This window comes from Nonomuraea sp. KM90, assembly GCF_052246675.1.
Lineage (GTDB): Bacteria > Actinomycetota > Actinomycetes > Streptosporangiales > Streptosporangiaceae > Nonomuraea.
This window is the reverse complement of record NZ_JBQQCB010000147.1, coordinates 1-23388: the sequence shown is the minus strand read 5'-3', so window position 1 is coordinate 23388 and position 23388 is coordinate 1. Positions and strand designations below refer to the sequence as shown.

The 23388-nt window shown below is 70.9% G+C and carries 15 protein-coding genes and 1 pseudogene; 12 read left to right on the top strand and 4 right to left on the bottom strand.

The window, feature by feature from the left end; all coding sequences use genetic code 11:
- Positions 1-688: 688 nt before the first annotated feature.
- Positions 689-2773 (top strand): FtsX-like permease family protein, encoded by a 2085-nt coding sequence (locus tag ACTWPW_RS55580; protein WP_443173767.1) that lies wholly within the window; start codon positions 689-691, stop codon positions 2771-2773.
- 313 nt (positions 2774-3086) lie between these two features.
- On the opposite strand, the gene ACTWPW_RS55575 is transcribed toward ACTWPW_RS55580, so the two are convergent.
- Entirely contained in the window at positions 3087-3809 is a 723-nt protein-coding gene (locus tag ACTWPW_RS55575) for a transposase (protein ID WP_443173766.1), read from the bottom strand.
- Between the two features lie 354 nt (positions 3810-4163).
- Between ACTWPW_RS55575 and ACTWPW_RS55570 the strand changes: the two genes are divergently transcribed.
- The 7 genes and pseudogenes from ACTWPW_RS55570 to ACTWPW_RS55540 form a co-directional block, all read left to right on the top strand.
- Complete coding sequence (locus ACTWPW_RS55570) at positions 4164-7091, top strand: helix-turn-helix transcriptional regulator (RefSeq protein ID WP_443173765.1); 2928 nt, start codon at positions 4164-4166, stop codon at positions 7089-7091.
- A gap of 71 nt (positions 7092-7162) precedes the next feature.
- Positions 7163-7318 carry a hypothetical protein gene (locus ACTWPW_RS55565; RefSeq protein ID WP_443173764.1) on the top strand — a complete coding sequence of 52 codons (156 nt, stop codon included), beginning with the start codon at positions 7163-7165 and terminating at the stop codon, positions 7316-7318.
- A 52-nt stretch (positions 7319-7370) separates the two neighbouring features.
- Positions 7371-9773 carry a hypothetical protein gene (locus ACTWPW_RS55560; RefSeq protein WP_443173763.1) on the top strand — a complete coding sequence of 801 codons (2403 nt, stop codon included), beginning with the start codon at positions 7371-7373 and terminating at the stop codon, positions 9771-9773.
- Between the two features lie 14 nt (positions 9774-9787).
- Positions 9788-11023: a hypothetical protein gene (locus ACTWPW_RS55555; protein WP_443173762.1), complete on the top strand. Its 1236-nt coding sequence runs from the start codon at positions 9788-9790 to the stop codon at positions 11021-11023.
- 10 nt (positions 11024-11033) lie between these two features.
- Positions 11034-12251: a hypothetical protein gene (locus ACTWPW_RS55550; protein ID WP_443173761.1), complete on the top strand. Its 1218-nt coding sequence runs from the start codon at positions 11034-11036 to the stop codon at positions 12249-12251.
- Between the two features lies 1 nt (position 12252).
- A complete protein-coding gene (locus tag ACTWPW_RS55545; RefSeq protein WP_443173760.1) occupies positions 12253-14757 on the top strand; it encodes a S8 family serine peptidase in 2505 nt (834 codons plus the stop codon).
- A gap of 614 nt (positions 14758-15371) precedes the next feature.
- Positions 15372-15560 (top strand): annotated as a pseudogene (locus ACTWPW_RS55540) (hypothetical protein); the annotation flags it as partial.
- A gap of 26 nt (positions 15561-15586) precedes the next feature.
- On the opposite strand, the gene ACTWPW_RS55535 reads toward ACTWPW_RS55540, so the two are convergent.
- Positions 15587-16603, bottom strand: coding sequence for an ArsR/SmtB family transcription factor (locus ACTWPW_RS55535; RefSeq protein ID WP_443173759.1), 1017 nt, complete (start codon positions 16601-16603; stop codon positions 15587-15589).
- A gap of 212 nt (positions 16604-16815) precedes the next feature.
- Between ACTWPW_RS55535 and ACTWPW_RS55530 the strand changes: the two genes are divergently transcribed.
- From ACTWPW_RS55530 to ACTWPW_RS55515, 4 genes are all read left to right on the top strand, one after another.
- Positions 16816-17262 carry a hypothetical protein gene (locus tag ACTWPW_RS55530; RefSeq protein ID WP_443173758.1) on the top strand — a complete coding sequence of 149 codons (447 nt, stop codon included), beginning with the start codon at positions 16816-16818 and terminating at the stop codon, positions 17260-17262.
- A gap of 7 nt (positions 17263-17269) precedes the next feature.
- Positions 17270-19423: a glycoside hydrolase domain-containing protein gene (locus ACTWPW_RS55525; RefSeq protein WP_443173757.1), complete on the top strand. Its 2154-nt coding sequence runs from the start codon at positions 17270-17272 to the stop codon at positions 19421-19423.
- A 53-nt stretch (positions 19424-19476) separates the two neighbouring features.
- Positions 19477-20106 carry a hypothetical protein gene (locus ACTWPW_RS55520; protein WP_443173756.1) on the top strand — a complete coding sequence of 210 codons (630 nt, stop codon included), beginning with the start codon at positions 19477-19479 and terminating at the stop codon, positions 20104-20106.
- A gap of 968 nt (positions 20107-21074) precedes the next feature.
- Positions 21075-22064, top strand: a complete 990-nt coding sequence (locus ACTWPW_RS55515; RefSeq protein ID WP_443173755.1) for an RNA-guided endonuclease TnpB family protein — start codon at positions 21075-21077, stop codon at positions 22062-22064.
- A gap of 295 nt (positions 22065-22359) precedes the next feature.
- Here the strand turns inward: ACTWPW_RS55515 and ACTWPW_RS55510 are convergent, their stop codons facing one another.
- Positions 22360-22701 (bottom strand): hypothetical protein, encoded by a 342-nt coding sequence (locus ACTWPW_RS55510; RefSeq protein ID WP_443173754.1) that lies wholly within the window; start codon positions 22699-22701, stop codon positions 22360-22362.
- A 247-nt stretch (positions 22702-22948) separates the two neighbouring features.
- The gene (locus ACTWPW_RS55505) at positions 22949-23323 is read right to left on the bottom strand and encodes an integrase core domain-containing protein (protein ID WP_443173753.1); all 375 of its coding nucleotides are present in this window, start codon (positions 23321-23323) and stop codon (positions 22949-22951) included.
- Positions 23324-23388 lie beyond the last annotated feature (65 nt).

Below are 23388 nucleotides of genomic sequence, written 5' to 3'. Positions count from 1 at the left end.
TGCACGTACGAGGTGTCCTTCTGATTTGGGTTGCTGGAGCGTAGAGAACTCCCATCTTCCCAGGCCAAAGGGCACCTCGCCCTATTTCACAGTTCTTTTGTCAGATTCCCAGCGGTGGATCCAGGCTAAGCTTGGCGAACCGCAGTACAAGAGGGACAGCATGACCCGTACGCCTCTTGGCCGGCGGGAGGACGCCCACTCCGGCGAGTCGGGCCAGCGTCATGACGACGTGCGTCGGGACTGGTTATCGGCCGATTCCGGCAGCATCTCGATACGGTTGCCCAGAGTATGGGGCCGTGCGGAGTCGGAGTTGTACGTCTGCCTGCTGGACGAAGTCACAGCAGGTGATTCGTCAGGGTGCCTCAAGTAGTTCCTCGATCTGCCCAGCAAACCGCGCGGATGTAGCGGGGTATCGTCGTTGTTCAGTCACTCTTTCCTCCGCCGAGCAGTGTGTATGCGTTGGCGATTACTGCCGCGTCGATGCGCTCGCGGTTCGTTTCGGCGCACAATTGCGCGGCAGTCAAAGTGAAGGCGGCCCAATTGCGAAGGTTTCCTTCGCCGTACCGTTTGTTGATCTCCAGGAGAACTTCCGGCTCAACGCCTTCGTAAATTGGGTGATAGCCACTGATGAGTTTAGTGATGCCCCACGGCCGACGCCTGGTCCACCCGCAACGGCAAGGGCGACGGCGTGCCGCTGCAGTGGGGCAAAGGCGGCACCAAGCAGGGGCAGGCCATGGTCGACTTCGCCCAGGACTTCCCGCTCCTGCTCGCCGCGATCGACCCCAAGGCAGAGGCCGAGCTGGCTGGGCTGGACAAGGCGATCGTGGAGGGCGCCTACCTCGGGACCGGGGCGCAGCTCACCAAGTGGGACGTCCCGCTGCTCGCCACCAGCCGGCCCATGCTGGACCAGAGCGAGGAACTCGTCATCAGGCGGCTGCCCGCCGAGGCGACGAAGATGGTCGCGGCCAGCGCACCCGCCGCGAAGGTACGCGCGTACCTGGACACGCACCAGGGCAGCGTGGTCCAGAGAGGCAACCTGCTCTCCGAGGAGTTCTACGAGGACCTCCTTGACACCTGGAAGAACCAGGGCAAGCAGCTCGACCAGATGGTCTACGCGCCGCTGACCCGCTACTGGACGGCTGGCCCGGTGACCTACCGGCGCGACGCGAAGGGGACCCTGGTGCCGCAGCCCGTGACCAACGACGACGAGATCTGGGACGACCCGGACTGGGTGAGCGGCGCGCCCATCGGCTCGGCCGACACCCAGTTCAGGAAGCTGGCCCTGCGGCCCCTGGCCACCGGCATGAACGGCGAGGACGGGCTGGGCGGTCCGCTGCTGTTCAAACTCATGGGGCGCTTCGACGCCACCAAGCTGCCCGGGTTCTCGGAGCTGTCCAAAGTGCCGATGGAGACCTACAACCCGCCCGCCGTCGCGGGCGCCGACACGGAGTCCCGGGACCTGCTGGGCGGCCAGGCTCTGCTGCCCACCGACAACGTGGCCGGCTACCTGCAGGCGCTGCCGCTCCTGCTCACCGATTTGGGCGGGCTGGCCAAGATCGCCGATAGGGACCGGAAGGGCTCGCTTGCCGAGGCGCCGCTCAGCGTGATCAGGGTCAGGGTGGCCGGCGTGACCGGGCCCGACCCGGTCAGCAGGGAGCGCATCTCCGAGGTGGCCCGCAGCATCGTGGCCGCCACCGGCCTGGACGTGGACATCACCATGGGCTCCTCCCCGTCGCCGGTCACCGTCGCACTGCCCAAGGGCGCCTACGGCCGGCCCGCCCTGGCCCTGCAGGAGGGGTGGGTCAACAAGGGTGTCGCCTATCGGATCCTGGAGGAGGCCGACCGCAAGTCCATCGTGCTGTTCTTGCTGATCCTGACCGTGTGCGGGCTGTTCGTGTTGAACGCCGCATCCGCCGTGGTCCGCACCCGGCGTACCGAGCTGGGCGTGCTGTCTTGCCTGGGCTGGTCGCGGCGCAAGCTGTTCGGGGTCGTGTTGTGGGAGGTGGGCGTGATCGGGCTGGTCGCCGGGCTGCTGTCGGCCGCGCTCGCGATGCCGTTGTCGTCCTGGTCCGGGCTGCAGGGCTCGCTACCGCGCGCGCTGCTGGCGGTGCCCGCCGCGGTGCTGCTGGCGGCGGGCGCGGGCCCGGCCTGGCGGGCCTCGACCGTGCCGCCGATCGCTGTCGTGCGCCCAGGGGCACGCTCTCCCCGCCGCGCCCGCTCGCCGAAGGGCGTGACCGGGCTGGCCTTGGCGGGCGTGGCCAGGGTGCCGGGCCGCACGCTGCTCGGCGCTGCCACGCTCATGGTGTGCGTGTTCGCGCTCAGCGTGCTGCTGGCGGTCTCCTACGGCTTTCGCGGCCGCGTCATCGGCTCGCTGCTTGGCGAGGCGATCGTGGTGGAGGCCAGGCCCGCGGATTACGCGGCGATCGCGATCATGTTCGTGCTGGGGGCGCTGGCCGTGGCCGACGTGCTCTACCTCGGCGTACGCGAGCGCGATGCGGAGCTGGCCACCCTGCGCGCCACCGGCTGGCCCGCCCGCACCGTTGCCCGCCTGATGCTCTCGGAAGGCGCGGTCATCGGCCTGCTCGGCGGGCTGGCCGGTGCGGGCGCCGGGCTGGCGGCGGCCGCGGCGCTGGCCGGCGAGCTGCCCCTGGCCGCGGTCCAGGGGGCGCTGGCCGCGGCCGGAGCCGCCGTGCTGCTGGCCGTGCTGGCCTCGGCGGTGCCGGCCACACTGGCCGGACGGTTGCCGCTGGCGACCGTGCTGGCCAGGGAATGACCGGATCGGCTGGCGATTGACTGGGCCGCCGTTCTTACACCGAGGTGAAAGACCGTCACCCGGGAGCTGGGTTTTCTCACCATGCGGCCCTCCGAGCCGGGGCTGGGAGGCGTTCACCGCGGCCGTCAAGTCGGGTGCGTTCGACCTCGACACGCTGAACCGGCAGTCCAAGGACAGCGTGGCCTGACCTTCCGCAGCACAAAGGGCGCCAGGCTCCCGCGCTGGGGAGCGGGCGCTCCTGCCGCGTGCGCCCTCCCGGGATGTCCGGCTCTCAGGTCGGGTCGCCCGGGGAATCGCACCCAATGCCAGCAACTTAAGCGGCGCGGGGATGGGCTTCAAGGCAGGGTGGATCTTGCTGTTCATCTTTGTGTGGCGTCGTGGTTGTGCCGGTGTCCGGGGCGGAGATGGAGAGCTGGTAGCTGACGTTTTGGGAGGCGGGGGCGGTGGATGCCTGCTGGGAGGGGAAGTGGAAGAGCGGCCTTTTGGCCATGCGCGGGCAGGTCCGGCAAGTGACGTGTTTGGTGATCATGCTTCGGGACAGATCGCGATAGAGCTGTTCAGCGTGAGCTGGAGCTCGCCCGGGTGTGGTAGTGATCGCGCCCTGAAGGGCGTCACGCGCAGCGATGAAGGAGATCCTTGCCGGGGCGAGATCCGTGCCGTTGAGGGCGGCGTGGCCGATGACGAGTCGGATCAGTTGATAGACGATGAGGTAGGCCCACAATTCTTGGCGAGCCTCATCAGGGGCGGTAGCGCGCAGGGCACGGTGGGAGCCGCGCAGATAGGTCTTGATTTCCCGGAATCCCGTTTCGCACGCCCATCGTTTGGCGTAGGCGGCGGCAAGCTCGGCGGCGGTCTCGACGGCGGGGTCCAGCAGTGTGGTGATCAGCCGGTAAAGAAAAGTGGGCCAGACCCGTGCGTGTCGCCGCTGGTGGCCATGTAGAAGTCCCCACCTCTTCGAAGTTGGCTCTGGCGCAAAGTCCGTGATGATCGCGAGTTGGTGTGAAACGCCCCGTTGGTGATCACGATGGGGGTCCAATGATCACGATCTCGAGGCTCTCCTTCCGCATCCATCCGACCTCCGCATCGAGCAGATCGCTCTGCAGGGGCCGGTGCGTTCGGATCTCCGCCTCATGCGTGCAGGTCGCCACCTGTTGCCCGGGGTGCGGAGAGCCGTCGGGCCGGGTCCACAGCCGCTATGAGCGGTCGCTGGCCGATTCCGCGACGACGGCTGCCGGGGTGACCGTAGACCTCGTGAAGAGCATGGTCCTACAGGGAGACGTCAAGGGCGTCGCGCCATGCGACGTCGTTGACGGTCTGGCCGTGCCTGGCGAGGTCTACGTTCGCGGCGGTTCCTTGTGGGTTCGGACGTGATATATACACCCATAAAGGGATGAACGAAACTCATGTTCGGCGAAGGGCGCCCTCGGACGCGCTCCCGCCGGCGCTCATCGGCCGCGACGACGCCATGGCCGCGATGGTCGCCGCGGTGTCACAACACGCCCTCGTGCTCGTCGAGGGCGAGGCGGGCATCGGCAAGTCCCGCCTGCTGGACGAGTGCCTAGCCGATCCCGGCTTACGCGGCCGTACCGTGCTGATGGCCGCCTGCCCGCCCCTGCGGGAACCGTTCCCGCTCGGCGCGGTGGTGGACGGGCTGCGGGCCTTCCATGAGCGCCTGGGCGAGCTGGCGCTGAGCCCGCTCGCCGGTGCGCTGCGCACGCTGTTCCCCGAGTGGGCGTCATGGCTGCCGCCGGCGCTGGAGGCGCTGCCCGACCCGCAGGAGACACGCCACCGGCTCTTCCGCGCGCTCGGCGAGCTGATCGACGCGCTCGGAGTGGACGTGCTGGTGGTCGAGGACGCGCACTGGGCGGACGCGGCCACGCTCGACTGGCTGCTCACCCTCACCACCTCGCGTGGCGCCGCGCGCTCGATCGTGGTCACCTACCGGCTGCTCGACGTCGGCGAGGGCTCGCCACTGCTGCGCCTGACCTCGCGCCCGCCCAGGAACATGTCCTGGGAACGCATCACGCTTGAGCCGCTGGACGTGCCGCAGACCGGCGCCCTGGTGAAGTCGATGTTCGCGACCGCAGACGTGTCCGACCACTTCGCGGCCTTCCTGCACGAGCACACCGGCGGCATCCCGCTCGCGCTGGAGGAGACCGTACGCCTGCTTCGCGCCCGGCGCGACATCTTCCGGTCCGAGAGCGGCTGGCGCCGCCGTATCACCGAGGAGCTGCGCGTGCCGCCCACGGTGCGCGACTCCGTCCTGGAACGCGTGACCCGGCTCGACCCGCCCACCCGCGCCGTGCTGGAGGCCGCCGCCGTGCTGGAGGCGCCCGCCGGCGAGGCGCTCATCGCGGCGGTCGCGGGCCTCCACGAGGCCGCCGTCCAGGACGGCCTGGCCGTCGCGCTCGCCTCCGGCCTGCTGCGCGAGGTCGGACGGGGCGCGTTCGGCTTCAACCATGTTCTGGCCTCGCGCGCGGTCGCCGAGGCGACCCCGATCCCGTCGCGCCGCCGGCTGCACCACCGCGCGGCCCTGGCCCTGAGCGAGGGCGAGCACCCTCCCGTCGTACGGCTGTGCCGCCACTTCCGCGAGTCCGGCGACGTCGAGGAGTGGTGCCGCTACGCCGAGGCGGCGGCCGAGCTCGCCATGGAGGCGGGCGACGGCCACACGACGGTTGCCATGATGCTGGACCTGCTGACCGCCGCCGACCACCCGATGGAGCGCCTGGTCCGCCTGGCCAGGCGGCTCGGCGCGGCCGTCTCCGTCACTGCCGAGCCGCTGCTGGGGCTGGGGGAGCGGGTGCGCGCCGCGCTGGAGGAGACGCTCGCGCATCCCGGGCTGCCGGCCGAGGCCAGGGGAGAGCTCGGGCTGAGGCTGGGGCGGCTCCGCTTCCACCTCGGCGAGTTCGAGGCCGCGATGGCCGGCCTGGAGGCCGCCATGCCGGATCTGGAGGACCGGCCCGAGCTCGCCGTCCAGGCCATGCTCCTGCTGGCCAACCCGATGATCCGCGCCTGGCCGCGGGACCGCCACCTGGAGTGGGCCGGCCGGGCGGAGCGGCTCTTCCCGCTGGTCGGCCTGCCGGTCGAGCGGGCCGCGTTCCTGTCCAACCAGGCCGCGGCGCTGCTCTGCCTCGGCGACGAGGACGGCTGGCGCGTGGCGCGCGCCCTTCCCGCCGACGGGGACAGCCGCCTCGAGCGCCAGGAGATCGCGCGGGGGCGGCTGATGGTCGGTCAGTTCTGTACGTTATGGGGCCGGCACGACGACGCCCGCGCCTACCTGGACTCCTCCGCGGCGCTGGTGGAACGGGCGGGCTACCGCCGGATCGAGGACGTGCTGAGGCTGGCGCGGGCACATCTGGCCTGGCACGACGGGCACTGGGACGGCCTGGACGACGTGGCGGCCGAGCTGGCCGGCTCGGAGACGGCCGACGAGGCGACCCGCCTGGAGGCCCGCATGATCCTCGGCTGCCTGGACCTGGCGCGCGGCGTACCGCAGCGGGCCGAGCAGCGGCTGCGCGAGGTCCTGGCCGCCAGCCTGGCGCGCGGGCACGCGGACCCGTTCATCTTCCCCGACGTGGCGCTGGCCCGGATCCTGCTCGCGCGCGGCGAGCCGGAGGCAGCGGTGGCGATCACCGAACCGATGCTGGAGATGATCGTCCGCAAGGACGTGTGGCTGTGGGCCACGGAGCTGCTGCCGGTCCACCTGGACGCGCTGCTGGCCGTCGGGCGGACGGAGGAGCGGGCCGGCCTGGCGGCGGCTTTCGCCGCCGGGATGGCGGGACGTGACGCTCCGGCCGCCGCCGCGGCGGTCGTGACCTGCCAGGCCATGGTCGCCGCCGACCCGGAGGCGGCGGCGGGCCTGTTCGGCCGGGCCGCGGCGATGTGGGCGGCGCTGCCCCGCCCCTACGACGGGCTGCTCGCCGCCGAGCGCCAGGGCCGCCGCCTGCTCGACGCGGGCGAGCGCGAGCGGGCGCTGACGGTGCTGGAGGAGAGCCAGCGGGAGCTGGCCGCGCTGGGCGCGCGCTGGGACGCCGACCGGGTCGCTCACCTGCTGCGCGAGCAGGGGGTCGAGGTGGCCAGGCCGTGGCGCGGCGGGCGCAAGGGGTACGGCGACCGCCTGTCCCCGCGCGAGCTGGAGATCGTCCGTCTGGTGGCGCTCGGATGGACCAACAAGCGCATCGCGAAGAGCCTGACGCTGTCGCCGCGTACGGTGGAGCGCCACCTCAGCGCGGCCATGCGCAAGCTGTCGGTCACCACGCGCACCGCCCTGGTCACCACGGCCGCCGCCGACGGACTGCTGGACGAGACACCGACATAGATTGCTTTTCCCCATTAATTGGGTGATTTCCCGACTCGCGACGTCGGCAGGTCCGCCTGATCCTGATCTTCATGCGTAACGATCAACCGGACGTCGAGCCGGACACAGCGCCCGATGCCGGGCCCGATGCTGGGCGCGATGCTGGGCCCGACGTCGAGCCGGACGCCGTTTCCGAGGAGGGCCTCCTGGGTGAGGCGGCGCCCGACGGCGCACACGAGCCGCTGTGAACCAGCACGTCGTGCGCCTGCCGTACAGGCGCGGTCAGAAAGCGGGACAGAGATGACAATCCACCACCGGTTAGGCCCCGCACGCCTTCCCCGCCTGGCCACGGCCGGCCTGGCGCTGGCACTGGCGCTGGCGGCGGGAGCCGCACCCGCCGCGGCCGCCCCGCCGCTGGACCCCACCCCCCACGTCACCGATCCTGCCACTAGAACGCCTGAGGCGAGCACCTCGACGGTGACCCTGCTGACCGGCGACCGCTTCCAGGTCGACGTCGACGAGCGCGGAGGCCAGCAGGTCAGCAGGCTCCCCGGCGGCGACCCGGCCGGAGGCACGTTCTCGCAGTTCACCCTCGGCGGCGACACCTACGTCGTGCCGTCCGAAGTGGTCCCCTACCTCGGCAAGACCATCGACCTGCGCCTGTTCAACGTCGGCTACCTGGTGCGGGCCAAGCTGGACGACGAGCGCAGCGCCACCCTCCCGGTCACCGTGCGGGCCGGTCGTGCCCAGGCCGAGGCCCTGCCCGCCACCAGCGTCACCGCCGCCGCCGGCAGCGCGGCCACCGCGACGGTGACCAAGAAGGAGGCCCCGGCGCTCGGCAGGCTGCTGGCCGAGACCTGGCGCGATGCGAAGGGCGACGCCGTCGGCACCCTGCCCGGAATCGAGCGGATCGAGCTGGCCGCCCCCCAGGGCGCTCCCGAGCCGCCGCCCTCGCCGCTGGCCGCCGACGCGCCCGCGGCCAAGGCGGCCGGCGGGGAGCTGAGCTACTACATGCTGACCGTCGACTCCATCGCCAGGGACGGCACGCCCGGCACGATGATCGGAGCCGTCCAGAACGTCAGCGACGGGGCCCTGGCCACCTTCGCCTTCACCTACCCGGGCGAGGGCAAGAAGTCGTTCATGGTGCCGGAAGGCACCTACAGCATCATGGCCAGCGTGCTCACCGCCCCGGCCACCGACCTCACGTCGGAGACGGCACTGGTGATCGAGCCCGAGGCGCGGGTCGGCGCCGACACCAGCGTGGTGCTGGACGCCAGGAAGGCGGTCCGCTACCGGCCGACGCTGGCCTCACCGCCGCAGGCGCCGCTGATCCGCTCCGAATCCCTGTCGTTCGTACGCACCAGCGCCGCGGGAGACGAGACGGGCATCAGCCCCTCAGGATTGCTCGCGGGCTTCACCTGGAAGACCTACTCCGACCCGGTCACCGGCAACCCCGACCTCTACGTCACCCCGACCAGGCCGGTCAGGAAGGGCGACTTCAAGTTCACGGGCTTCACGCTGCTGGCCGAGAACGCCGACTCGGGGCCCGAGATGGGCGCGACGTACAAGCTGGTGTTCGCCTACGGCAACGCTGTCCCGGGCAGGCTGACGCCGGTCGTCAGGAAGTCGGAGCTGGCCGCGGTGCGCTCCACGCTCCACAACACGGCCTCCGACGCCGCCTCGCCAGGACCGGTGGGCCGGGCGTCCTTCGTGTTCCTGCCGTGGGGGTGGTCCGACGTGAGCCACGGCTACCTGCCGGCCGCCGGCGAGCGCGTCGACTACGTCTACAGCACCAGGCCCGACGAGACGTACTGGCAGCACGTCATGAACGCCGACACCAACGAGGTCATCCTCGGGGAGCGCCGCAAGTTGCGCCCCGGCCAGGAGATCAGAGAGGTGTGGAACCTCGGCCCCCGGACGCCGTCGGCGGCCGCCACCTACGTGCAGGAGACCCTTCTCGGGATCGGTGGCCCAGGCACCAGGGTGGACAAACCGTGGCTGCAGGTGTGCCTGGCGTGCAGGCAGGGCTCGCTGGGCGCGGTCTACCTGAACGGGTTCGCCGACTCGGTGCCGCTGCACTCGACGTCGGAGGCGTACGCCGCGTCGCGGACGACGTTCTACCGGGACGGCAAGCTCGCCTTCGACCTGGGCACCGGCGGCTACACGCCCTATCGGCCCATGCCGTTGTCGCTGCCGCTGGCGCCGCGCCCGGCCGATTACCGCCTGGTGTGGGACTTCGCCAACCAGGGGAACTCCCAGTCGCCGAGCCGTACCGAGTGGACCTTCCGCAGCGGCCCGCGTGACGCCGCCGCCGCGCTGCCCCGTACCGTGCAGTGCGCCGACTCCACGCGCCCGTGCTCCTTCCTGCCGCTGCTGTTCGTGCACTGGAACCTGTCGCTCGACCTCGACTCCCGGGCCAAGGCCGGGCAGCCGTTCGACGTCGCGTTCCGGGTCTCGCGCCAGGAGCACCAGGCCCGGCCCACGGGCGTGCGGGCCACGGTCGAGGTGTCGTACGACGACGGCAAGACCTGGTCGGCTCCGAAGACCGCCACCGCCAGGCGCGGCGGCACGTTCACCGCGCCGATCACGCATCCGGAGTACTCCGAGCCGGTCCGCTGGGTGTCGCTGCGGGTCAAGGCGCGGGCCGGTGACGGCAGCACCGTCACCCAGACCAACATCCGTGCCTACCGGCTCGCCGGCTGACCGGGAGACCTGACATGCGCACCCATCGATGGACGACGCTCGCGGGCGTGGCGGCGATGCTGCTCACCACGATCGCCCCGTTGACCCCGCTCACCACTTCCGCCGCGGCCACCTCTATCGGGGCCACCTCTGTCGGGGCCACCGTCGCCGCGCCGCCCGCCACGAGCTCGGCCTGCCCCAAGGACGCCGAGGACACCGGGCCGGCGACGTGCCTCCTGCGCGCCGGCACGGGAGGCGGCGACCAGCCGCTGCCGCGCGTCACCGCCGGCCGCGGACCGCTGACCGCCAGGGACCTCCAGGAGGCCTACCGGCTGCCCTCGGACTGGCTGGGCGGCGGCCAGAGCGTGGCCGTCGTCACCCCGTACGACAACCCCGAGGCCGGGGACGAGCTGGCCGAGTACCGCAAGGCGAACGGCATGCCCCCGTGCGACGCCGACTTCCCCTGCTTCAAGAAGATCAACCAGCGGGGCGGCGACACACCGCCCGCCCCGAGCCCCGCCTGGGCGGTGCACAGCAGCGTCGGGCTGCAGCTCGCCGCGGCGGCCTGCCCGAACTGCAAGCTCCTGCTGGTGCAGGCCGACGACCCGTCCCTGGCCAGCATGGCGGCGGCCGTGGACCAGGCCGCCGCGCAGGGCGCCACCGCGGTCGTGCCGATGTGGGGCGTGGCCGAGTACGACGGCCAGAACGCCCTGGCCGCCCACTTCGACCACGCGCCGACCACCGTAGTCGCCCCCTCCGGCGCGGGCTTCAACAGCGGCGGCCGCCAGATCCTGCCCACCGCCTACCCGTCGGTGATCGCCGTCGGCGGCACCCAGCTCTACCGCGATCCCGCCACCACGCGCGGCTGGAACGAGTCCGCCTGGCGCGACACCGCGTCCGGCTGCTCGATGTACGCGCCGCGCCCGCCCTGGCAGCCGGCCGGAGCGTGCGGAAGCCGGCGCACCGTGGCCGACGTCGCGGCGGTGGCCTCCTCCGACACCCCAGTCCAGGTCTACAGCACCAGCCTGGGCGGCTGGGGCACCGCCGCGGGCACCCCCATCGCGGCGGCGTTCATCGCCGGCGTGTACGGCCTGGCCGGCACCGATTCGGCCACCCCGGCGGGCAAGCGGCTCTACGCCGCCTCCCAGTACCTGAACGACATCATCGCCGGAAGCAACGGCACCTGCGGCGGCGGCAAGATCTGCACCGCCGTGCGCGGCTACGACGGGCCCAGCGGCATGGGCACCCCCAACGGCACCGGCGCCTTCTAGGAGGAACCTGATGCGAACACCACGATCTCCCCGCAGGCGGTTGCGCCGGGTCACCGTCGCGGCCGGCCTGACCGCCCTGCTGAGCACCGCCGCCACCTCCGCCACTCAGGCTCCCGCCACCGCCGGGACGGACTGCGTACCGACCTGGACGATGCTCGACGCGCCCGCGAGCGAGGGCGTCGTCGACGTCGACGTGATCTCGCGTGACAACGTGCGCTTCTCCGAGCAACTCGAGGAGGGCACCCGGTCGCTGCGCTGGAACGGCCGCTCGCTGGTCGAGAACGGCCCCCAGATCCCTGTGCCCCCGCGCACCGCGAGCCTCTTCCAGGTGGGCGCCGGCTCGTTCGACATCACCGGCGGCTGGTCGCTGGTCAACCTGCACGGCCCCTTCCAGCCGGATGGGGCAGGCGTGCTGGCCCGCCTCGACGGCGGTCGCTGGACGCTCACCACGGCGGGCGCGTCGCAGAGCCCGGAGACCGGCCCGTCCTGGCTGTCGGACGTCGCCACGGTGGACTCCTCCCAGGCGTGGGCGGTGGGCCGCGTCGACGGGCCCGCGGGCGGCGCGCTCATCCTGCGCTGGGACGGCACGGAGTGGACGACGGTCGACCACCCCGCGGCCCGCCGTGTCTCCGCCAGTCTGAGATCGGTGAGAGCCGTGCCGGGCGGCGGCGTCTGGGCCGCCGGCTTCCAGAAGAACGAGCAGACAGGCTCGTACCAGCCGATGGTCCTGCGCCACGACGGGACGGCCTGGGCCGACGTCGCGCTGCCGGACCCCGGCGCGGAAGGGATGTTGTACGCGCTCGACGCCTCCGGCCCCGACGACGTCTGGGTCGCCGGCATCTCCGGCAGCCAGAGCAGCCCGAGGCCGCTCCTGCTCCACTGGGACGGCCAGAGCTGGACCACCATGCCCGCGCCCGAGCCGGGCCCCTACGGCGGCGACATCTTCAAGCTGTACGCCCCCGCCCCCGGCCAGTTGTGGGCCCTCACCAACGACACCAGCATGGGCGTGTTCCACGTGCGGCACTGGGACGGCGCCTCCTGGCAGGAGGTCAAGCCTCAGGGCGAGCAGCCGGAGGCGTTCGGCTTCATCTTCCACGACGTGGACGGCAGCGGCCCCGACGACGTGTGGGTGACCGGCACCTCCAACCGGACAGTGCCCTCCGACATCGGCTACCCGCAGTTGCTGCCGCGCCGCCTGATCGCCCACCTGAGCTGCGGGAGTGAGTGACGTGAGAGTTCCCCGTAAGGCACCCGCGCTGGCGTGCGCCCTGACCCTGCTGGCCACCGCCCTGTCGGGCACCGTCCCCGCACGGGCCGCCACGGACGATCCGGTGATCGCGCCGGAGGTGCTGGCGAGCTTCGACGCGCGCGCCACCACGGACTTCTGGGTGCGCATGTCGGGCAAGGCCGACCTCACCCCCGCCAGGAAGATCGCCGGCGGTGCCGCCCGCGGCCGGGACGTGGTCGAGCGGCTGCACGCCAGAGCCGACCGCGACCAGGAGCCGCTGCGCAAGCTGCTCAAGGCGGAGAGAGTGGAGTCGACGGCGTTCTGGGTCACCAACGCCGTCTACGTGAAGAACGCCTCGGAGGCGCTGGCCAAGAAGATCGCGAAGTTACCCGGGGTCGAGGAGATCCGCGCGCCCGTCACGTACACCATTCCCGAGCCGATCCGGAGCACGCCCGCCGGGGCCGCCGCCGCGACGGGCCTCACCTGGGGCGTGTCCAACATCAACGCCGACGACGTGTGGGCGCGGACCGGCCGCCGCGGCGAGGACATCGTCATCGCCAACATCGACTCCGGTGTCCAGTCCGACCACCCCGCCCTGGCCAAGAGCTACCGGGGCAACAACGGAGACGGCACCTTCACTCACGACTACAACTGGTACGACCCGCTGAGCGAGTGCCCGAGCGACGCGCCGTGCGACAACAACTCCCACGGCACCCACACCATGGGCACCATGGCCGGCGACGACGGCCAGGGCAACCAGATCGGCGTCGCCCCGGGCGTGCGCTGGATCGCCGCCAAGGGCTGCACCACCGACCAGTGCTCGGAGGAGGCCCTCGTCGCGTCCTCACAGTGGATGCTCGCGCCCACCGACTCCACCGGCGCCAACCCCGACGCGTCCAGGCGCCCGCACATCGTCAACAACTCGTGGGGCGCGAGACTGACCACCCAGCCGTTCATGGAGGACATCCAGCTCGCCTGGGCGGCCTCCGGCATCATGGGCATCTGGTCCAACGGCAACGACGGCTCCGCCTGCCAGACCTCCGGAACGCCCGGCGGGCGCGTCATCAACTACTCGGTGGGCGCGTACGACGTCGACAACAAGATCGCGAGCTTCTCCAGCCGCGGTCCCGGCCAGGACGGCGAGATCAAGCCGAACATCTCCGCACCGGGCGTGAACGTCCGCTCCTCGGTGCCCGGCGGCGCCTACGCGTTCTACAACGGCACCTCGATGGCGGCGCCGCACGTCGCGGGAGCGGTCGCGCTGCTGTGGTCGGCCCGCCCCGAGTACGTACGCGACACCGCGGCCACCCGCCTGCTGCTGGACCTGTCGGCCATCGACACCGAGGACACCACCTGCGGCGGCACCGCAGCCGACAACGCCGTCTACGGCGAAGGCCGCCTCGACGCCCTGGCCCTGGTCGAGGCCGGAACGCGCGGCACCGCCACGCTGGCCGGCACCGTCACGGACGCGACCACCGGCCGGCCGGTCGAGGGCGCCACCGTCACCCTCACCGGCCCGCTGACCCGCACCTCCACCCTGGGCGCCGAAGGCGCCTACCGCTACACCCTCGTCGCGGGGGAGTACCAGCTCAAGGCCGAGGCGTTCGGCTACCAGACCACGACGAAAACCGCCACCCTGGCCAAGGACGGCTCCCTCACCCTGGACGTCGCCCTGCCGCAGACCGAGCGGATCAACCTGACCGGCACCGTCTCCGACTCCTCCGGCCTCGGCCGCGGGCTCGCCGCGAACATCACCGCCGACGACGGCAAGGGCCACACGTGGAACGCCGAGTCCGACCCCGCCACCGGCGCCTACACCCTGTCCCTGCTCCCGTCGACGACCTACACCCTCACCACCCGTGCCACGGAGCCCGGCTACGACCCGTCCGTCCAGCAGGTCACCATGGGTGAGACCGGCCGGCGGCTCGACCTCGGCCTGACCGTCTCCCTGTCCTGCGTCGCCCGCGGCTACGAGGTGATCCGCGACGGCAGCACGGAGCCGTTCGACGGCGCCGCGGCGCCCAAGGGCTGGACGGTCACCAACGTCGACCCCCGCATCCCCAACTACGCCTACCAGCCCGGCTGGGTCTTCACCGACGACGGCGGACGCGGCAACCACACCGGCGGCGCAGGCGGGTTCGCCATCGTCGACTCCCTGCACTCCGGCAAGGGCCACCTCCAGGACACCTACCTGACCAGCCCCGCCTACAACCTGACCGCCCGGACCTCGGCGACCCTGGAGTTCGCCCACGACCTGAAGCCGGCGGTCAACTCCACGACCGGCGTCGACCTCAGCGTGGACGGGGGCCGTACCTGGAAGACCGTGTGGTCGGCCAAGGGCTTCCCCGGCGCTCCAGGACCGGCCGTCCACGTCGTCCCGCTGCCGGACGCGGCCGGGCAGGCCGACGTGCGGATCCGCCTCCACTACCGGGGCCAATTGTCCGGCTGGTGGGCCGTCGACGACCTGTTCGTCGGCGACCGCACCTGCCGGCCCGCGGCGACCTGACCCCACCGCCGCACGCCGCTGCCCCGGGACGGAGACCGCCCGGGGGCAGCAGCTTGGACAGAGGGTGCCGCTTCGACGGAGGGCGCCACTTCAACCGAGGGTGCCGCGGGCCGGGCTCAACGGTGATCTCGGAGTCCCTCCCGGTCGTCGGTCGCGTCCAAGCTGCGGTGTAAACGGGCGCGGCCGTTCATAGGTGAGGCGCCACAGGGTGGCATCCACCGCCGGGTCGGCGCCGGGTCGGCGTCAGTCAGCTTGACCGGCCCGATCAGGTGTGCGGACTCGCCGGCTGGCGATACCGGCAAGGATCTGAGGGCCGATGACGCCCCGCTTGTTGGTCCAGGACTTGAGCTCGAGCAGCGGCGTGTCCGAATCGGCGGCCACCTGGTAGGACCCCGGCGCCGGCGAGAACCGGACCTTCCGCCTCGACCGCGTCGCGGACGCCCGCGCCCTGCCCGGCTCGTTCGAGGCGCCCGCCGGGCCGGAACCGGCGCGGCGCGTCCTGTCGGGCTTCGCCGCAGCGTCCTACCGGCACGAGGTGACCTTGCGGATCCACGGGACCGCCGGGCAGATCCGCACCCACCTGCCCACCGCCGTCCGCCACCCTTGAGGAGGAGACCGCCGTGGAGGCGAGCCCGGAGGGTGAGCGCTGGTTCCGGGCCGAGCTACGGGTCGAACGGCTCGACTGGCTGCCCGCGGTGCTCGCCGCACTCGACCGGCCATTCGTCATCGAACGCCCCGGCGAACTGCGCGACCTCGTCCTTGCGCTCGCCGACCGCCTCGCATCCCGTGGCCGCCTCGCCTGAGAGACATGGTCATCCCCCCGATCCCGTCAAACGGGAGCCCCGGCCGCCGGATGCCGGCGGCGGATCAGGTCGGAGCCCAGCGGAGAGAGGCGATGGATGACCATGTTGGCGTGGCGGCTGCTGGTGATCAGGCCGGCGCGCTGCAGGACCTGGGCGTGGGTGCTGGCGGACGGCAGCGACACGCCGGTGCGCCGGGCGAGCTCGCTGGTGGTGCAGCCCGAGGCGGCGGTGGCGATGCAGCGCAGTACGCGGGCCCGGGTGGGGCCGAGCAGATCGGGCAGCGGATCGTTTCGGCCGGGGTCCTGAGGGGGGTGCGTGATGGGGATGGTCAGCACCGGCGGGAGGCTGGCGTCGGCCAGCGCGATCGGGGTGATGCGGCCGAAGTACGTGGGAATGATCGTCAGGCCGCGGCCGCGCAGGTGAATCTCGTACTGGCCGGCGGCGTAGTCGGCCTCCAGGACCGGTGGCCGCCAGCGCATCGTCGGCCCCAGGCCGGCGAGCATGGTCTCGGCCCCGTGGTCGGTCAGCAGTCGGGTCAGCCTGGCATGCGCGTGCCCCACCGCCTGCTCCATCGAGGTCCGGTTCGGGGCGAGCGTGGTCCGGCAGTAGCGCTCGATCAGCCGGGTCAGGCCACGGATCGCCCGCTTGTCGCCGCGGGCCAGGCCCTCCACGCAGGCAGGCAGCGACAGGTGCCGGCGTAGCTGGTCGATCTCCCAGCGCACCCGCGACGGCGCGGTGTCGGCGATGACGTCCAGGCCGTCCGAAAGCCCGCTCAAGGATTCGTAGGGAGTGAGGAAGTCGGGGAAGTAGGCCTTGATCGGCACCAGCGGCACCAGCGTCTGGCGTACCTGGGGCAGCAGTCCCGCCTCGGCGAGGGATGTGCGCGCCTGTCTGCGCCAGGCACGGTGCGCGGGCGGGCCGCCCGGCTGTTGCAGCAGGTGCAGGCTCAGCACCATCTCCCAGAGTTCGTCGACACGGGTCGCGAGGCGGATGCGGGCCAGGTCCTCGCCCGTGAAGACGATTTTCAGGATTCCCGTAGTCATGCGGTCCATGGTCGGCCACGTGGATCGCAATGTGATCAAAATCCTGCGCCGACCTCTCGCGTCTGCGCTGACCTCGGTGTTTTCGGCTCCGCTGAAACACGTGGAGCCGGAGTCGCCCCGCGTTGTGGACTGGGTGACGGCAAGAGCCTCGCACTTCGGTTCCGGCACGGGGGCCGCGAACCGGATCGACCCGTACCAGGAGAGGAACGCACATGACGCTGCGCACAAGGCGAATGGGAACCGCGCTGGCCGCGATGGCCGTGACGCTCGCCGCGACCGCCGTCACGGCCGGTCAGGCCTCGGCAGCCCCGGAAGACTGCGCGTCGTGGCCGAGCCCGTCCAGGGCGACCGAGAAGGAGCTCGCGGAGACGGCGGTGCCGAAAGACGGGACCTACGTCGGCCTGTGGTTCGGCAAGCTCAACGGCAGGGGCATCGGATGGGCGAAGATCTCCGGCTTCTCGGGTGACAAGTACTGGCTCGACGTCTCCCACACCGGCGGCAGAGACTGGTTCCAGTGCGGTCCCTTCACCTTGACCGGCACCGGTCCGCGCGGCGGTCAGACGCCGGCGCACTACACCGACCCGTCTCCGAGCGTGGTCTTCCGCGCCTGCGGCAGGGCGTACGGCGCCAGCACGTCCCTCTGCACCGGCTGGTACTAGGCAGCTGATGTCCGTCGACATCCGCCCGCGTTCCTCCTGGGCCGTTCACGTGAACGAAGGGCCCAGAAAGGAGCTCGCGGCCGCACCGCCGATACCGTCCCCGAGTCCATGGGAACCCTGGACCGGTGGCGTCTTCATCCACCACCGCGGGGCAGCGACCTTCTTCCCCTTCGATGAGGAGGACTGCCGGCGGGACATCGTCAGCGTCTTCAACGGCAACCTGAACGACGGCTACGACGACATCTACTACAACTTCCTGATCTGCCCGCACGGCAACATCTACGAGGGAAGGGGGCTCGAGCGCGGTGAGGCCAACGGCGCCCAGCACGTGAATCTCGATGGCCGCCTCGTGGGCAACAACACGGGGTTCTACTCCATCTGCGGGCTGCTGCGGTCCTGGGACCACCCGAGCGAGGAGATGCTGCGCTCCTTCCGGGGGCTCATCGCGCACCTGCGCGAGATTCCGCCGGTCAACCGGAGGGCGGGCACGGCCATCGTGCCGCACAGCGTCAACATGCCCACGGAGTGCCCGGGGCAGCTCCTGCCGTACGCGATGCCGGGATCCTCGATCGACCCGTCGGTGCCGTGGAGCGGGAACCTGACGATTGACGTGAAGGTGTGGGAGGCGCAGAAGTGGGTGAATACCCGATATGACGGAACCGCTCCCGGATACATCCGGTGTGCGGAGACCGGCCGCACTGGATGGGGGACGGTGCTCTCGCTGACGCAGGGGCTGCAGCACGAGCTGGGCATCTCACCGACGGTGCAGAACTTCGGGCCGACCACGTTCGCCGCGGTACGGGATCGCTCGCTGCAACCGAGCGTGGAATCCGATCCCGAGATCCGGACCATCTACAACCACACGCTGTGGTGCAAGGGGTATCCGGCGGATTCGTCCTCCATCTGGGCGATCACCTCCGAGGAGTCCCTTCAGGCGCTCGTCGGCCACATGGGAATGTCGGAGGCCGCGATCCGGGGCGAGCAGTGGGCCCGGGTCACCAGGGCGCTGCTCACCATGGATCAGTTCCGTCTCGTTCCCGGCGGCGACGAGACCGTCCGCTCGATTCAGCAGCGCCTGAACAGCCGGTACGTCGCCCAGCACGCCATCCCTGCGATGAACCTCGTGCCGTGCGACGGGATCTACTCGCGCGAGGTGCAGAAGGGCCTCATGATGGCCCTCCAGCACGATGTGGGCATCAGACCGGCCGACATCACCGGCCATTTCGGGCCCGGCACCCAGTCCGGGCTGAAGGGTGTCGGGTCCGGCTCGCTCACCGGCGACCTGCGTCACCTGTTCAGATCCGCGTGCTATTTCAACTCGCCCACATACGTCGACGGGCAGGCGCTGCACTACGCGCCCGAGGACATCGGCGTGGACGCGCAGACCCCCGGCCACGTGAACTGGCTGAGGGCGTTCCAGCGGTTCTCGCAGCTCCCGGTGACAGGCACCAACGACTACGCGACGTGGGCGCAGCTGCTCATCTCGGCCGGCGACGCCACGCGCCCCGCCACGGGATGCGACTGCATCACGGAAATCACCCCGGAACGCGGCCGCCAGCTCAAGGCGGCCGGTTACCAGATCGTCGGCCGCTACCTGGATGAGCACCTCCCGCCGAGCGACCCCTATTACCTGGGCAAGGCGCTCAAACCCGGCGAAGTGCAGAACATCCTCGCCGCCGGGCTGAGAATGTTCCCGATCTTCCAGTACAACGGCACCCAGCTGGCCAACTTCACCTTCGACAAGGGCAACGACCAGGGCCGCATCGCGCACGAGAAGTCCGTCGAGCTCGGCCTGCCGGCCGGCACCTGCATCTACTTCGCCGTCGACTACGACGCGCTGGACACGGAGATCTCCAGCAACATCGTGCCCTACTTCCGAGGGGTCCACGACGCCCTGTCCCGCCTGGGCAATCGGTACACCTTCGGCGTCTACGGCTCCAGGAACGTCTGCATCCGGGTGAGCGAGCTGACGGCCGCCCGCTGGTCGTTCGTCTCCGGCATGTCCTGGGGGTTCTCCGGCAACCTCGGCTATCCCCTTCCTGCCAACTGGTCCTTCAACCAGATCCACGAGTTCGAGTTCCAGCCCGGATGGGGGCTGGACCGCAACGTGTGGCGCCAAGGCGGCGACCCCGGCGTCTCGTCCATCGGCGACCAGCCGTGAAAGGCCTGCCCATGATCACCCGACGCCGCCTCATCACCGCCGCAGGTGCCCTGATGCTAGTCAACGGCACGTTCCCGGCGCCCGCCGCCTCGGCCGCCGCCGGCGGACCCGGCCGCCGGGAATGGACGGGAGACGTCTCGGCCAACGGCTGGCCCATCGGCGGCGGGATCACCTCCCACGCCGTCCAAGGTTCATCGGCTGTGGCGAGCCTGCGCGACGGGGCCGCCGCCGTCGTGCTGCTGCACGTCCTGCGGCGATGGCACTACGAGATCGGCCCGGTGGACACCGGGGAGGGCGGCGCTCTCGTGACCCGCACCACCGATCGCGCCGTGGACGCCGACTTCGAATCGAACCACCTGTCCGGCACCGCCGTCGCCGTCCGCCCGGCCGCGTACCCGCTCGGAGGCACGGAGGGCCTGTGGCCTGACCAGGAGCTCATCGTCCGGGACATCCTCCTGGACTGTGCGGGCACGGTGCGCTGGGGACGAGACCTCACGCCGGCGAAGCTCTCGCACTTCCACATCGACGTCCCGCCGGGCAGCGGGACGCTGGCGCAGGTCGCGCGACGGCTGCGCACCGACGCGCACATCGTGGCCGCGCCCGTGGCCGGAGCGCCCGAGGATCCGGCGACGCCCGGGCGCCGGGCTCGCGCCCGTGCCCTCGAACGCAGACAGTCCGGCTGACCGGTCCCCACGGGTACGGCCAGCAGACCCACTCTTCCCGTGGCCTCCCGTTCCGTGCGGACGCTCCCGTCGTCTCAGCGACGAAGCGGGCGGCGGGGCGCCTCGGACGGTCAACCGCCGCCACAACCGCCCGGGGCGGGGTGGGGCGGAAGCGGACGGTCGTGGCGCATCAGCAGCGTCAGCGGCCGGACGGGCTCATGCTCCCCGACCGCCCCCTCAGGGACCACCGGCCGGCCGGCTGCGTCGAGGGTGTCGTGCCTCGGGAACCCCCAGGGCCGACCGAGCCTCATCTTCTCTGGACGCGCGGGCGTACACCCTGCCACGGACGTCCATGACCAGGTCCGCCGGCTGCCACTGCTCCGGCCAAGCCGGGACCATGCCCGGGACGACGGGTCCAGGGTCGCTCGTACGCACGGGAAGAAGGCGGCCGGTGGCCCCCTTCTTCCCGTGCGGCGTCTCCCGGCGATGATCATGATCAGGCCGGGGATGAGGAAGATGAAGGCGAGCAGGAACCGTCCGCTCTGTTCGCCCGGACATTGAAAGTAGTCATCAGGGAGAAACGCGCTCCCGCACGTATTGTCGCCATTGTGCGGGATGGGGGAAAGCCGATGAAGAGCCCCACGGTCATCACGGCGATGCCCAGCGTGCGCAGCAAGCGCTCCCTGCTCATGTCCCTCCCATGGTCACATGAGATGCAGTCTCACGCCTGCCGGACCTCCTCTCAAGATCCCCGGGCGATCCTCCAGGACCGCCATCGAGCAACTCGCGGACCCCGGGATCACGATCGGCGGGGAGGATCGGGTGCCCGGCTTCCGTCGGGCGCGATGTGATCGCAGATCGGGCGAATCAGCGTGATCACCGGATGTTTGCAGCGTGGATGCCCTGTCCTTCAGGGCGGAGACGGAACGCGGAATGGCGGGCCATTGTGGTGTCCGGGTTTGTCGGTGGTGGTCGGTAGTTTGGTCGGCATGTCCCGCTACAGGCTTCAGCCCTCGCGTGCTCAAGAGCAGGCGCTGCTGGAGCATTGCGGGCACGCCCGGTTCGTGTGGAATCTGGCGGTGGAGCAGCACGCGCACTGGCGGCCGGGCCGCTCAAGGGCGCCGGGGTTTGCCGAGCAGTGCCGGCAGCTCACCCAAGCGCGGGCGGAGAACGAGTGGCTGCGCGCGGGGTCGGTCATCGTGCAGCAGCAAGCCCTGAAGGACTTCGCCCAGGCGATGGCGAACTTTTTCGGCACCACCCATCGCAGGCCCACCTTTCGCCGCCGCGGGCGGGGTGAGGGGTTTCGGATTGTCGCGGTCAAGTCCGGTGACGTGCGCCGCCTGTCCCGCAACGTCGGTGAGGTGAGGATCCCGAAGGTCGGCTGGGTGCGATTGCGTTGGTCGCGCGCCGTGCCCGCGGGCGTGAAGGCCTTCCGCATCACCCGCGACCGTGCCGGGCGCTGGCAGGTGGCGTTCGCCGTCATCCCTGAGCCGACCCCCGCGCCCGGCACCGGCGGGGTGGTGGGCGTGGACCGGGGTGTGGCCGTCAGCGCCGCCCTGTCCACCGGACAGCTGCTGAACGCGCCCGGCCTGCGCGACAGCGAGAAGGCGCGCCTGCTGCGGTTGTTGCGCAAGCTGGCCCGGGCCAGGCGGGGGTCGAGGCGGCGCGACAGGGTGAAGGCCGCCATCGCGCAGCTGAAGACCCGAGAAGTGGACCTAGTCGTGTTGGAATCCCCCGCCTTCAGGCGGGCGGAGGATGTCAAGATCCGCACTTCTCGCAGGCTGACGATCGACGAGATGGACTCCCAGCCGGGCGGCGGTGCGGAGCTGTCGCGACGCCAGTCCCGGAAGTACCAGCGTGTCTCCGAGAACGGCTCTGGCCGGAAGAACAGCGAGCCGTCGATCACCTGGACACCGAGCTGTTCCACCGGCGATGGACTCTTATCGAACTCGGCGTCTTCGACGACGGATGCTACTTGAGCGATGCCACCGGGATACGTGGTGCCGGGCGCGCACGTGATCGTTATCCGGCACAGGTCAGTCATGATCTCTCCTGGGGCATGCGAAAGCGCCACTGGTCCCTCAAGGGGTGATGAAAGGCAGGGAGATTGAGCCTCCGCCGCACCCATGCCGTCGCGATCCCACCAGGGATGATGAGCGAGCCGAAGCCCGCAGGTACGAGATTACCGTTCCTTGCTGGGAGGCAGCCGCCTTCGGCCGGTCCGGCGCCAGGAGCTTCTTGCGATGTCCCACATCGCTCGGTCATCGGGGTTGGTCAGGAGGTGTAGGCGTACAGCTCCAGCCAGCGGCGCGCTGCGGTGCATTGCGGCTGGGTGGCCTGGCATTCGGGGCAGCGGCAGCGGTAATGCGCGTACGTCCAGCGTTTGCCGTGGTTCAGCGCCGAGTCGCGGCCGTCCATGAGCGCCTGGTAGAGCCGGTTGCGGAAGCCGGTGTCGCGGCGGGCCCGCCCGTAGGCGACCTCGTCCGGCAGGCCGAGTGTCTCCATCGCGGCGTCGAGCGGGACGCCAGCGGCCACCGCGGTGAGAACCTGCTCACGCATCCCGGTGGGGTAGACGGCGTCCATCTGGGCCCGGTACCAAGGGGTGGTGCGGTGCATCGGCATGTCCTCCTGCGATCACGGCCATGGGCGTGATGACCCCTCGCAGGGGCAATGAGGATGATGCGCGGCGAGACGCCGAATGCGCCGAAGTGATGACCCCTCAAAGGGCCGATGAGGAATGGGCCAGCGTGCGGGCCCGAAGTCAGCCTACCGGCTGGCGCACGTGCGGAACTGACTACGCGTCAACGTACAGCGGCGCCAGCGCGGCGGAACCTGTCAATTTGATCAAGGCAGCTGAGCTGGACTAATTCTGTGTCGAGTTCTCTGTGGTGACCTCTTGGACGGCGTTCTTGGGCTTGTTGATCCACGCCGGGCCGGGTAGGTCAGGCGGGACGGGAGTGCCGCCGCTGGCGAACCGCTCGGGATGGGCGCTCTGAGCGGCCGTCAAGAGAGCGGCGCGCCGGTCGCGGATGGTGGCGGCGCGGCCGTAGTGCACGTCCACCGGATGGTGGTAGCCGATCCCCGAGTGGTAGTGGTCGTGGTTGTACCAGGCGTAAAAGCGCTGGCAGAAGGCGCGGGCGTCCTCGATGGAGCCGAAGATGGCCGGGAAGGCGGGGCAGTACTTCAGCGTCTTGTTGTGAACACGAACGCGGGAGGCGGAGAAGCGATGGCGCTTCACTGAACGCGGTGCTGTGTGAGAGATGGAGGTTTGTTGGCCCTCCAGAGCCGCTCTGCGGGGAGAGG

Excerpts from the sequence above, each read along its gene's own strand:
- ACTWPW_RS55560 (WP_443173763.1), top strand. The coding sequence starts at position 7,371 with ATGACAATCCACCACCGGTTAGGCCCCGCACGCCTTCCCCGCCTGGCC.
- ACTWPW_RS55530 (WP_443173758.1), top strand. The coding sequence starts at position 16,816 with ATGACGCTGCGCACAAGGCGAATGGGAACCGCGCTGGCCGCGATGGCC.
- ACTWPW_RS55555 (WP_443173762.1), top strand. The coding sequence starts at position 9,788 with ATGCGCACCCATCGATGGACGACGCTCGCGGGCGTGGCGGCGATGCTG.
- ACTWPW_RS55535 (WP_443173759.1), bottom strand. The coding sequence starts at position 16,603 with ATGACTACGGGAATCCTGAAAATCGTCTTCACGGGCGAGGACCTGGCC.
- ACTWPW_RS55550 (WP_443173761.1), top strand. The coding sequence starts at position 11,034 with ATGCGAACACCACGATCTCCCCGCAGGCGGTTGCGCCGGGTCACCGTC.
- ACTWPW_RS55520 (WP_443173756.1), top strand. The coding sequence starts at position 19,477 with ATGCTAGTCAACGGCACGTTCCCGGCGCCCGCCGCCTCGGCCGCCGCC.
- ACTWPW_RS55525 (WP_443173757.1), top strand. The coding sequence starts at position 17,270 with ATGTCCGTCGACATCCGCCCGCGTTCCTCCTGGGCCGTTCACGTGAAC.
- ACTWPW_RS55565 (WP_443173764.1), top strand. The coding sequence starts at position 7,163 with ATGCGTAACGATCAACCGGACGTCGAGCCGGACACAGCGCCCGATGCC.
- ACTWPW_RS55510 (WP_443173754.1), bottom strand. The coding sequence starts at position 22,701 with ATGCACCGCACCACCCCTTGGTACCGGGCCCAGATGGACGCCGTCTAC.
- ACTWPW_RS55570 (WP_443173765.1), top strand. The coding sequence starts at position 4,164 with ATGAACGAAACTCATGTTCGGCGAAGGGCGCCCTCGGACGCGCTCCCG.
- ACTWPW_RS55515 (WP_443173755.1), top strand. The coding sequence starts at position 21,075 with ATGTCCCGCTACAGGCTTCAGCCCTCGCGTGCTCAAGAGCAGGCGCTG.